The following is a 12,207-nucleotide window of genomic DNA, read 5'->3' as shown; positions in this document are numbered from 1 at the left end:
AAAAATAAAGTTATTATGAAAAGATTTTTACTTACACTCATGTTACTAAGTGTTACCATTTTAGCCATTGCCCAACAGAAAGAAAAAGGCGATTTACAGATAGGCATTCAGGGTGGAGCGAGTTTACCTATCAGTACCTACAAATCCATTGGAGAAACGAAAGTCGGGTATTATTCCGGATTCTTTATCGATAAATATTTTTCAGGAAATAAATTTGGATTAGGGATAGATGCACGTTATATCTATAACGGTATCAATAGTCAGGACACGTTTCATTTTGAAAACGGATATATATCAACGGACTATATAAATAAAAATAGGTTTCAAGATTACTTATTCACTTTTGGTCCCAGTTATAAGTATTCCGTCGATCGCTTTCATATAGAAGCCTATATTCGAGGTGGATTGATGATGCAATATTTTCCGCAATACGTGCGTTCTGTCACCTACGAGGAACGTGATCCAACAGGTGGTTCTATAACCCATACCCAAGATATCATGGGCACCGTCAATGATGCTTCCAATCGTGCAAACAGTTGGGCGGGGATAGGTGGACTCCGCTTTAACTACATGTTGAATAAACATTTTGTACTCTTCGGTCATATGGATTACGTACAGACATTTGGTGAAAAATTTGGTGGAAAACCTAGTCAATTTGCAATAGAACATGTAGAAGAAACAAATCCAATATTAGAAACAACCAGTGTGAAAAGTGTTTGGGATCACTATGGCGATGTTCGGGAAATAACACAGACTCCGCATAAAACCATTCAAGCGGGTATTGGTGTAAAATATATTTTTGGTAAGAAAAAATCACCTGTTTCTGTCGAAGATAATAGCCCTAAATACGATGAAGAAGTGAAAAAAATAACGTTAAAAGATCTTCAAATCGTTGTCAAAGATAAGCAGACCAACTTGGCACTCAGTGGCGTCAAGGTATCTATAGACGGCGTGGACATCAATGATAAGTCCATTACCGATGCAAACGGACAGGCCTCTAAAATATTGTCCATTAAACCCGGAAGATATCAGATTGTTGGAGAGAAAAACGGTATCAAAACACCGGTACTAACCTTGACCGAAGCAGATTTCCAGACTTCAAGTGCAGTTATATTTAAAGAGATCTATCACGATGATCCGAGATTTACACTTATCGGTGAAACTTTTGACTGCGCAACAGCACAAAATTTATCCGGCATTAATACAGTACTGACACATACGGGGTCGAAAGTGAATGTTAACCAGACTTCAGATGCGGAAGGAAAATTTATCTATCAACTCGATGCGCAAAGTGACTTCACGGTAGTAGCCAATCAGCAGGGTAGATATTCGCAAACAGAGATTGTTTCGACCAAAGGATTAGATCGTAGCCAAACGCTATATGTAACTTTGAAATTAGGTGTTTGTGAACTGGTTGAAAACGGTGAATGGATATTGAAGAATATTCATTATGATTTTGACAAAAGTGATATCCGGCCAGATGCGGCGATTATACTGGATAACGTTGTTGCAGTGATGAAACAAAATCCAACATTGCGCATCGAACTTTCTTCACATACTGATAGTAGAGGCAATGATAATTACAACCTAAAATTGTCTCAGCGTAGAGCAGATTCGGCTGTAGATTATCTGGTAGCAAATGGTATCGCCAGAAATCGTCTAGTAGCCCGTGGTTATGGGGAGACAAAATTGCTAAACCACTGCGGTAACGGTGCGAGCTGTTCCGAACAGCAGCATCAAGAAAACAGAAGGACCGAAATCAAAGTATTGCAATTTTAAGCAAGCTCTGTCATAGAAAAAGAGACAGATTTAGAGAAATCCCTAAATCTGTCTCTTTACATTTAAGATATTTATTTGTTTCCTTTAAAAGCATTCCAGCCTTGTGCTTTAATCGGATACACATTTCCGGATTTGGAAATCATTTCACAGCCAGCCGCTTCTTCTGTTATATAACCGATAATCGTAATATCCAACTGGTTCTTTACTTTATCGTATTGCTCCTGTGGAACAGTGAACAGCAACTCATAATCTTCGCCACCATTCAAGGCACATACCGTTGGATCTAAACCAAATTCACGAGCAGTATCGTAAGTCATCGGATCAATCGGAATTTTATCTTCATATAGTTTACACCCCACCTTAGATGCATTGCAGATGTGTAGTATCTCCGAAGCTAAACCATCGGATACATCGATCATCGCATGAGGTTGTATGCCGTAAATTTCAAATAATTCCACCACATCCTTACGTGCTTCTGGTTTTAGTTGCCGCTCCACAATATAATCTTTACCTTCCAGATCCGGCTGAATCTGTGGATTATCTAAAAAAATATGCTTTTCACGCTCCAAAAGCTGTAACCCTACATAAGCACCGCCCAGGTCACCACTTACACAAAGCAAATCACCTTCTTTCGCACCCGAACGATAAGCTATTTTATCTGCTTCCGCATGTCCAATACTCGTAACAGAAATAACTAAACCTTGTGTCGACGCAGACGTATCACCTCCTATAAGATCTATATTATATTTTTTACAAGCTATCAGCGCACCCTCGTAAATTTCTTCTACCGCTTCCAATGGAAATTTAGAGGATAAACCGATGGAAAAAGTAATCTGTGAAGCTTTGCCGTTCATGGCATAAATATCACTCAAATTGACTTGTACGGCTTTATATCCCAGATGTTTTAGCGGAACATAACGTAAATCAAAATGAATGCCTTCAAGCAGTAAATCCGTGGATATCAACGTTTTTTTATTAGAAAAATCCAATACAGCCGCGTCATCTCCAATTCCTTTTATAGTAGATGGTTCCGTGAGTTCTACCGCCTTGGTTAGATACGCAATCAAACCGAACTCACCTAATTCGTTTATTTCCGTTTTATCCTTGTTATCAAACATTTTTCATAATTTTTTTTACAACCCTAATCTCTCGGATATTTCCAGCATACGTTCGATAGGTTTTCTAGCACGTTCTACAACATCTATAGACAAGTCTACTTCGGGTAATTCATAATATAAACAGTTATAAAGCTTTTCTAACGTGTTTAGCTTCATATGTGGGCAATCATTACATGCACATATATTATTTGGTGGTGCTGGAATAAAAGTCTTCGTAGGGCTTGCTTTCTGCATCTGATGTAAAATACCAGATTCCGTTGCAACAATATATTGTTGTGCACTATCCTCAATCGTAAACTTCAACATACCTGAGGTAGAACCGATATAATCTGCTTGTGCTAGAATATGATCTTCACACTCGGGGTGCGCTATAAATTTAGCATCCGGAAATTGCTTCTTTAAATCTGCTATTTTATCCTGTGAGAAAATTTCATGTACCATACATGCACCATTCCATAACACCAAATCACGACCTGTTTTCTTTTTGACATACTCCCCTAGATTACGGTCAGGACCAAAAATAATCTTTTGCTCTTTTGGTAAACTTTCCACAATCTGCACCGCATTACTGGATGTGCACACAATATCCGACAGGGCTTTTAACTCTGCGGTACAGTTTACATAAGTTATAACCATATGATCTGGATATTGCTCTTTAAATTTAGCGAACAAATGTGGAGGACAACTATCTGATAATGAACACCCTGCTTTTAAATCAGGTAACAACACTTTTTTTGAAGGCGATAAAATCTTAGCTGTTTCAGCCATAAAATGCACTCCAGCAAAAACAATTACATCTGCATCCGTCTTAGCTGCTTGTTGCGATAGTCCCAGACTATCTCCAATATAATCGGCAATATCTTGAATCTCAGCTTCTTGGTAATAATGTGCTAAGATAACTGCATTCTTTTCTTTTTTAAGTTGCTGAATTTCAGCTACAATATCTACAGTAGGATCAATAGGCTCGTCAATATAACCCTTTGCTTCTAAATCCCTTTCAAAAATCGTATTCATTAGTTCTCTCTCTATTTAGCTTCTTTAGTTTGACTAAACAACGATACAAAAGTAAAGAAAGAAAATCAAACGAAATCCACATTCCCTTTTTTCAATAAATGATAATATTTTTTTAAAGAAAGAATCTTATTGTTTATTAGCCTGTGGAAAGTGGGGATAAGTGCATTCATTTTTATTTGGAAAAATGTTTATTCTTTCATTTTCCACATCTTATTAACATCGATGAAAAGGTTATTGTTTGATTTTCAGTTGAATGATTCTTTTATCTTTTCTTTTTCCATATTTTTTTGTTGAATGTTTATTGTTTACAATTTGTTAATATTAGGTTGATTTTATCTTAACTTTTATGACCTTTTTGTGGGAATAGATAGGTGACTGTGGAAAGTTTGAAAGTTTTAATTTTTAGTTCACCGTTTTTATACAGGTTTTCCACATATTTTGTTAATTTGTTCTTTATAATAATTAAACAACATTCCGCTTTATACACTTTATGATACACAGACAAGTAGATTTTTTGATAATTGGTTCTGGCATTGCTGGGTTGAGCTTTGCACTTAAAGCAGCCGAATTGGGTAAAGTATTGATAGTCACGAAGTCTAATGAGGATGAATCGAATACCAAATATGCGCAAGGAGGTGTCGCTGCCGTTGTGGATAAGTCTGACAGCTTCGAAAAGCATATAGCTGATACACAGATAGCTGGCGATGGTCTGTGCCAAGTTAACATTGTGGAAAACGTAGTTAAGGAAGCGCCTGAAAGAATTAAGGAACTTATTGAATATGGTACTAATTTCGATAAGGTCGATGAGGAACATTATGATTTAGCTCGTGAAGGAGGGCATTCAAATCATCGTATTCTTCATTATAAAGATATTACAGGTTATGAAATAGAGCGAGCATTATTAGAGAAAGTACATCAACATCAAAATATTGAGATATTAACGCATTATTTTGCGATTGATTTGATTACGCAACATCATCAGGGAATTCATGTAGATAGAAGTACAGCAGATATTAGCTGTTTTGGTATCTATGCATTGAATACGCGAAGCAATACGATTGAGACTTTTCTTAGTAAAGTGACATTGATGGCATCTGGAGGAGCGGGACATGTATATGCCAGTACAACTAACCCGACTATTGCGACTGGTGATGGAATTGCTATGGTATATCGGGCTAAGGGGAAGGTTAGAAACATGGAATTTATACAATTTCACCCAACATCTTTATATAATCCGAAGGAATCACCATCATTTCTTATTTCAGAAGCGGTGCGTGGTTTTGGCGGTGTTTTGAGAAGAGTGACTGGGGAATCCTTTATGGAGGAATATGACGAGCGTGCGTCATTAGCTCCACGAGACATTGTTGCGAGAGCGATCGATAATGAAATGAAGAAATCCGGGATTGATTTTGTTTACCTGGACATTACACATCGCAAAAGAGCTGATATTATAGCGCACTTTCCAAATATATATGAGAAATGTCTTTCAATAGGTCTGGATATGACGAAAGATTATATACCGGTAACACCAGCTGCACATTATTTATGCGGAGGTATAATGGTTGATGAGATGGGAAGAACTTCTATTCAGAATTTGTATGCTTGTGGAGAATGTTCCTCGACAGGGCTCCATGGCGCCAATCGTTTGGCTTCGAATTCTTTACTGGAAGCGGTGGTATATGCGCACCGAATTTTTGAGGATGCGTCGTCGATACTGGCTACATTAGATTATCCGAAGAATATTCCGTTTTGGGATGAATCTAAAGTAAAATTGATGAATGAAGAGATATTAGTGACACATAATTTACGTGAGACACAGAAATTGATGAGCGACTATGTAGGGATAGTACGTTCGGATTTTCGTTTAGACAGAGCAATCAGAAGACTGGGATTTCTTCATGAAGAGACCGAGGAATTTTATAAAAACACCAAGTTATCTGTAAAACTTTGTGAGTTGCGTAACGTGATACAAGTTTCTTATTTGATTGTTAAGTCTGCTATGCAACGCAAAGAAAGTAGAGGGTTACATTATACTACCGATTCTCCGGAAAAATCAACCACATTAACTGATACTGTTTTATAATTTATTGAAATGCCTATTATTTTACCTGTAAAAGATATACATCCCCAAATTGATAATTCTGTTTTTATTGCTGATAATGCTACGATAGTTGGGGATGTCATTGTTGGGAAGCATTGTTCTATTTGGTTTAATGCGGTTGTTAGAGGTGATGTGAATTATATCCGTATTGGAAATTATACCAATATTCAAGATGGCGTTGTTATTCATTGTACATATCAGAAAAATGGAACTGATATTGGCAATTTTGTGAATATAGGACACCATGCTATTGTGCACGGATGTATGGTACGAGATTACGTACTTATTGGTATGGGTGCGATTGTGATGGATAGGGCCATTATAGAATCTAATGTAATTATCGCAGCTGGAGCGGTTGTTTTAGAAGATACTATATGTGAAGCAGGATATTTATATGCGGGTGTCCCTGCTAAGAAAATAAAGCCGCTAACAGAAGAGCAATTGGCCATGTTGCAGCAGCTGCCACATAATTATGTGTTATATAGTTCCTGGTTTTAACGATATATTACGTTCTTCAAAATAGTCGATATATATTATTTTATCTGCTCATTCTATTTTAAATTAATCGTTTCATTTTGATCCCAATTTGCCCGTATAGTAAATGTTTTGCCTAAATACCAGATATTTTCTGCTTGTTTTTTTGCATAAACGTCTGCGGGATCCCATCTTCCGTTATTGTTCGCGTCATAAATAATCCGTATCGAGTATTTACCTCCAGGATAATTGTTATAATTTATTCTTGGATTAGACGCATGAAGAGGCTGTCTATCAAATACCTTTTCTTTCGCTTCGTCAATAAGTTCTACAATGTAGTTCATTGTAGAATCTAATCCATTTACGGTGAAATTGATGTTACCATAGTTATCGGACTCATCTAAGGTAAATCTTATCTTGGACTCCACGTTGGTATCACCAAATGACGTGTGCATGGCTCCTTCTTGAATAACCAACTCATAGTCTCGTTTAGGACGCCAATTATAACGTATATGATATAAGTTTGTTTTTAGGGTATCCTGCTGTAATTGGAAGTTTCTTCTCGAGATGGAATCTTCATGAATAAGGATTTTTGATTTATCAACACTCGCTAGCGGACTAGCGCTAGTTAGCGTGATATGGCGGACACGATCAACCTTATTTGTAATGCTTAATATAGGTTTTACCTCTCTATCGAATTTTGCGTTTTTATTTGTTCTGATAAAAATAGTATCCAATATTTCATCGTTGTCACTTAATTCTATTTTTATGGAATCGAGTTCTGCTTTCGGTATATAGATTTTTGCAGAGTCATTATTAAGACTGTATTGTTCTATTTTATTGTCATCTAGTTCTGCAGGGAATAGAATTTTTGCCGCTGGGCGTTCGAGTGGTTTTGTGAAGGTTAGTAGTATATGGCCTGTTGGTTCAAATTTTTTCTCCAGTGTGCGAAAATCTTTCGGATATGCTTTTGTTATTTCAAGTTTTATATCTGTTATATCCCGATCTAGATATATACTATCTTCTATAAAGCCGATCCATTCATCATTTCCATTAAATATACGGTCATTGTTTTGCTCCTTTAATGCATAAATTCGATAGGTATCTTCTCTTAAGTTGTTGAATTTAAAGTTGCCGGAAGTATCCACATTTGCGAATATATTTGCTTTTCTTTTTCCAAATATAGAATCTTGTGATGTCGGAATAAGAAGCACTTTGATGTTTTCGTCTTTCTTTTGGTCGAATTGTTTCGTAAAACCATTGAGAACAGAACCGCTGATAGAGAGAGAATCTAATTCATCTCCGGTAGCGAATACATAATTGTAATCTATAAAAGGGTTACTTTCATTGTAATCTACCAATCCCTTACCAAAGTTGATTGTATAAGTGGTATTACCTTCCAACGAATCGGGTAAGGTAATAACCAGGTCTTTTTTTCGTACCCGGTAGTCCACGATGTCTTCTAGATCGGGACTTATGCTAAATTCTTTGTATTGGTTGTTTAATTTTATGAATTCATCAAAACGCAGTATAATTCTTTTTTCTGTAAAATTCGTGGAGAAGTTCGGAATCGATACATCTAGTAGTTTTGGAGCTATAGAGTCTTTCGGTCCGCCCGTCGGACGCTGCATATTTGCACATCGGCTTAAACTAAACAATAGCAACAAAAAAAAGCCAAAAATGGCTATATTTTGCATTTTCGTTATTTTAAGGCTATTGGATGAACTTTTATTTATTTTGGAAGTCTGACTCATAAAATTAAAAATAGTCTCTTATATCGCTTTATTTTTATTTTTTTATTTTAATTTATAATATATTGATTATCAGTTTATTAACTCATATGTACCATTAATACGCTGATATCAGATGGCGAAACTCCTGATATACGGGAAGCTTGACCAAGTGTACGCGGTTTTACTTTTAATAATTTTTCGCGCGCTTCAATAGAAAGAGAGGTAAGTTTACCATAATCAAAATTTGGATTTATTTCTTTGTCTTCCATTTTTTTCATTCTGTTTACAATTTCCATTTCCTTGGCGAAGTAGCTATCATACTTTATTTTTATTTCGGTTTGTTCAATTGTTTCGTCTTCGTAATCATCTAGTAAGTTACTAAATACCGTATTCGCTTTAGCAATATGGGAGATATTGATTTGCGGTCTGCTCAATATGTTAAACATCCTTGATTTTTGTTGAAGTGGACTAGAGCCGACTTCTTCCAAAACTGGATTCATTTCGTCAGGTGAAAGACTATGTTGTTTCATATAATCTACCAGGTAATCCGAATCTTCTATTTTCTTATTTACTTTTCTTAGACGTTCTTCATCAACTAAACCTAATTTGTATGCGATGGGTGTAAGGCGAATATCTGCATTATCTTGACGTAGGAGAAGTCGGTGTTCTGCTCTAGAAGTAAACATACGGTAAGGTTCTTCTGTTCCTTTAGTAACTAAATCGTCGATGAGAACACCAATATAGGATTCGGAACGTTTCAATATAAGCTCTTGTAAATCATTAATTCGTTGATGTGCGTTTACACCAGCAATAAAGCCTTGTGCTCCCGCTTCTTCATATCCAGTTGTTCCATTAATCTGACCAGCGAAGAAGAGATGTTTAACTTTCAACGTTTCTAGCGTCAAGTCCAATTGCATAGGAGGAAAGTAATCATATTCTATCGCATATCCGGGTCTATACATTTTCGCATTTTCAAATCCAGGTATTAAGCGTAACGCTTTTTGTTGTACATCTTCCGGAAGCGACGTGGAAAAGCCATTTACATATATTTCGACAGTATTAAAGCCTTCTGGTTCTACAAATATTTGATGTCTATCCCGTTCCGAAAAACGATTAATTTTATCTTCGATAGATGGACAATATCGCGGACCTAAACCTTTGATTCGTCCCGTAAACATAGGAGATTTTTCAAAACCGGTTTTAAGTACCTCATGTACCTTATCGTTGGTATAGGTAATCCAACAGCAGCGTTGTATCGTTGGTAATTCAACATCGGTATAAGAAAATCGTCCCCTTTTGTCATCACCCCATTGTTCTTCCATTAATTTATAATTGAGCGACCTTCCATCTACTCTAGGAGGAGTTCCCGTTTTCATTCTACCTGACTCAAACCCTAAGGTAATAAGTTGTTCTGTAAGTCCAGTAGCTGCTTTTTCTCCAGTGCGTCCCCCTCCTATTTTCTTTTCACCAATATGTATGATACCATTTAAAAAAGTACCGTTCGTCAGAATAACGGCGTCTGATTCTATACGAATACCAAGTGATGTTACTACACCGGCTGCCCGTCCGTTTTTAACGATCACTTCTTTGACAGTATCTTGCCACATATCAACATTTGGTAGTGACTCAAGCGTAAGTCTCCATTCCTCCGCGAAACGCATCCGATCATTTTGTGAACGCGGACTCCACATTGCAGGACCTTTTGAAAGGTTAAGCATTCTAAATTGTAAGGTAGACTTATCTGCAATGATTCCGGTGTATCCACCCATAGCGTCGATTTCTCTTACAATTTGTCCTTTTGCGACACCACCAATGGCGGGATTACAGCTCATTTGTGCAATAACGCCCATGTTCATGGTAATTAGTAAGACGGAGGAACCTAGGTTGGCGGCCGCTGCTGCTGCTTCACATCCAGCGTGTCCTGCACCCACTACTATAACATTATATTTATTAAACATTTTTTATTCACTGATGTTCCACGTGGAATTTATATATTTTATTTTTTCGTTTCACGTGGAACGGATTACATATATTCTGCTAGTTCTAACCAGCGTTCCGATTTATTGTCAAGTTCGTTTTGTAATTTTTCGATATCTAACGCAATTGCTGCTATCTCTTGATGACTGGTAATGGTATTTAATAATTCTGCATTTTGTTTTATTGTATTTTCTATTTCTGCTATCTCTTTTTCCAAAGACTCATATTCGAGTTGGTCTTTATAAGATAGTCTTTTCTTTTCTGTTTTTGATGAGGGTGCTTTTTTTTCGACTGGTGTACTCTTTACTCTTTCTTTTTCGTTCCGGATAATTTGCTCTTGTTCCAGTTTATAATCCGCGTAATTCCCATTGTATATTTTTAGATTTCCGCTATTTTCAAAAATAAAGAGCTGTTCCGTTAATTTATCTATTAAATAACGATCGTGAGAAACCAATACTAGAACACCGTTGTAATTATCCAGAAATTCTTCTAATACATTTAATGTATCGATGTCTAAATCATTAGAAGGCTCATCGAGTATCAAAAAGTTCGGATTGGCCATTAACACACGCATCAGGTGTAAACGCTTCTTTTCTCCCCCACTCAGCCGGTTTACCAAATTATATTGTTTTTCCGGTGGAAATAAAAATAAAGTTAATAGTTGTGAAGCCGTAATGACATCGCCGTTGGCCATTTCAATATAGTCTGCTACATTTTTGACAATATCTAATACGCGATCATCTTGTTTAAAAGTCAGTCCTTCTTGTTTATAATATCCGAATTTAGTTGTCTCGCCTATGATAATATTTCCGTGATCTGGAGGTATGACTTGGGTTATTAAGTTTAAAAAAGTGGATTTACCACTACCATTTTTCCCTGCAAGACCAATTCGATCACCTTTCTTGAAAATATATGAAAAGTTATCTATAATTTTTTTTTCAGAAAAAGATTTTGAAATTTTTTCCAATTCTAATATTTTGGAACCTTGCCTGCTTATCTTTACGGAAAGCTGAACATTTTCTTTTTTCTGTGCTCCCTTTGATTTTTCCTCTAGCTCATAAAAAGCGTCAATGCGTGCCTTTGATTTTGTCCCCCTGGCTTGGGGTTGGCGACGCATCCATTCCAATTCGCGCCTAAGTAGGTTTTGTGCCTTTTCTGCTGTGGCTGCGTCTATTGCTTCGCGTTCGGCTTTCTTTTCCAAGAAGTAGGTATAATTTCCTTTATATATGAATAGACTTCCCTTGTCCAATTCTCGTATTTCTGTACATACATTATCCAGAAAATACCTATCATGTGTAACGAGAAGAACAGTTTTATTTCCTGTTGTCAATAATTTTTCTAACCATTCTATAGTTTCTATATCCAAATGGTTGGTTGGTTCATCTAAGACATAAACATCAGGCTCGTCTATCAGCAATTTTGCCAAAGATAAACGTTTCCGTTGGCCTCCCGATAGACTATCTATTGTTTGGTTAAAGTCGGAGATCTGCAACCTATTTAAGATCGTTTTAATATTATATTCGTATTCCCAAGCCTCCAAAGCGGATAATTTATCGGTAAGCTCTGCTAGTATGCGCTCATCTATTTTATCGCTAATCAATAAATTTTCATACGCTTTTATTAATTGCTGTTGTTCATTATCTGCACTATAAATAAAATCGTTTACGGTCTCCATTCCATTAAAACTTGGTTCTTGAGATAAGAAACCGATTTTAATACCACGTTCTTTGACAACTTTTCCTTCAGTTGGTACAATCTGTTCAGCCAGAATTTTGAGCAGTGTAGATTTACCCGTTCCATTTATGCCTACTAAAGCTACTCTGTCTCCTTTCTGTAAAGCAAAATGCAGATTGGTAAACAGCCATTTGTCATGAAAAGAATGGCTAACTTGCTCTGTTGCTAGAATACTCACGTCTAATGTATTGATAATTAAATACTTATATTTACACTTTTCTATAATTAACGTATAAGTTATAGAAAAAATTTATAACAGTATGTAAACGGATATAAA

At 36.4% G+C, this 12,207-nt stretch carries 8 protein-coding genes; 3 read left to right on the top strand and 5 right to left on the bottom strand.

Annotation, left to right across the window (positions count from 1 at the left end; translation table 11 throughout):
* The first annotated feature begins 15 nt into the window (after window positions 1-15).
* Entirely contained in the window at window positions 16-1,779 is a 1,764-nt protein-coding gene (locus H8B06_RS10740) for an OmpA family protein (RefSeq protein ID WP_190994286.1), read from the top strand.
* A gap of 71 nt (window positions 1,780-1,850) precedes the next feature.
* Here the strand turns inward: H8B06_RS10740 and thiL are convergent, their stop codons facing one another.
* Both thiL and nadA read right to left on the bottom strand, forming a co-directional pair.
* Window positions 1,851-2,897 carry a thiamine-phosphate kinase gene (gene thiL / locus H8B06_RS10735; protein WP_190994285.1) on the bottom strand — a complete coding sequence of 349 codons (1,047 nt, stop codon included), beginning with the start codon at window positions 2,895-2,897 and terminating at the stop codon, window positions 1,851-1,853.
* Between the two features lie 15 nt (window positions 2,898-2,912).
* Window positions 2,913-3,911 (bottom strand): quinolinate synthase NadA, encoded by a 999-nt coding sequence (gene nadA, locus H8B06_RS10730; RefSeq protein WP_190994284.1) that lies wholly within the window; start codon window positions 3,909-3,911, stop codon window positions 2,913-2,915.
* 490 nt (window positions 3,912-4,401) lie between these two features.
* Here nadA and nadB point away from each other — a divergent pair, with 490 nt between their 5' ends.
* Window positions 4,402-5,994 (top strand): L-aspartate oxidase, encoded by a 1,593-nt coding sequence (gene nadB / locus H8B06_RS10725; RefSeq protein ID WP_190994283.1) that lies wholly within the window; start codon window positions 4,402-4,404, stop codon window positions 5,992-5,994.
* Between the two features lie 9 nt (window positions 5,995-6,003).
* Window positions 6,004-6,510: a gamma carbonic anhydrase family protein gene (locus tag H8B06_RS10720; protein WP_190994282.1), complete on the top strand. Its 507-nt coding sequence runs from the start codon at window positions 6,004-6,006 to the stop codon at window positions 6,508-6,510.
* A gap of 53 nt (window positions 6,511-6,563) precedes the next feature.
* On the opposite strand, the gene H8B06_RS10715 is transcribed toward H8B06_RS10720, so the two are convergent.
* From H8B06_RS10715 to H8B06_RS10705, 3 genes are all read right to left on the bottom strand, one after another.
* Window positions 6,564-8,183, bottom strand: coding sequence for an Ig-like domain-containing protein (locus H8B06_RS10715; RefSeq protein ID WP_223857616.1), 1,620 nt, complete (start codon window positions 8,181-8,183; stop codon window positions 6,564-6,566).
* Between the two features lie 134 nt (window positions 8,184-8,317).
* Window positions 8,318-10,177 (bottom strand): tRNA uridine-5-carboxymethylaminomethyl(34) synthesis enzyme MnmG, encoded by a 1,860-nt coding sequence (gene mnmG, locus H8B06_RS10710; protein WP_190994280.1) that lies wholly within the window; start codon window positions 10,175-10,177, stop codon window positions 8,318-8,320.
* Between the two features lie 65 nt (window positions 10,178-10,242).
* Window positions 10,243-12,108 (bottom strand): ABC-F family ATP-binding cassette domain-containing protein, encoded by a 1,866-nt coding sequence (locus tag H8B06_RS10705; RefSeq protein ID WP_190994279.1) that lies wholly within the window; start codon window positions 12,106-12,108, stop codon window positions 10,243-10,245.
* Window positions 12,109-12,207 lie beyond the last annotated feature (99 nt).

Source organism: Sphingobacterium micropteri (genome assembly GCF_014692515.1).
GTDB classification, from domain to species: Bacteria; Bacteroidota; Bacteroidia; order Sphingobacteriales; family Sphingobacteriaceae; genus Sphingobacterium; species Sphingobacterium micropteri.
Note: the sequence above shows the minus strand (reverse complement) of the source record. Positions and strands in the feature narration are given on the sequence as shown.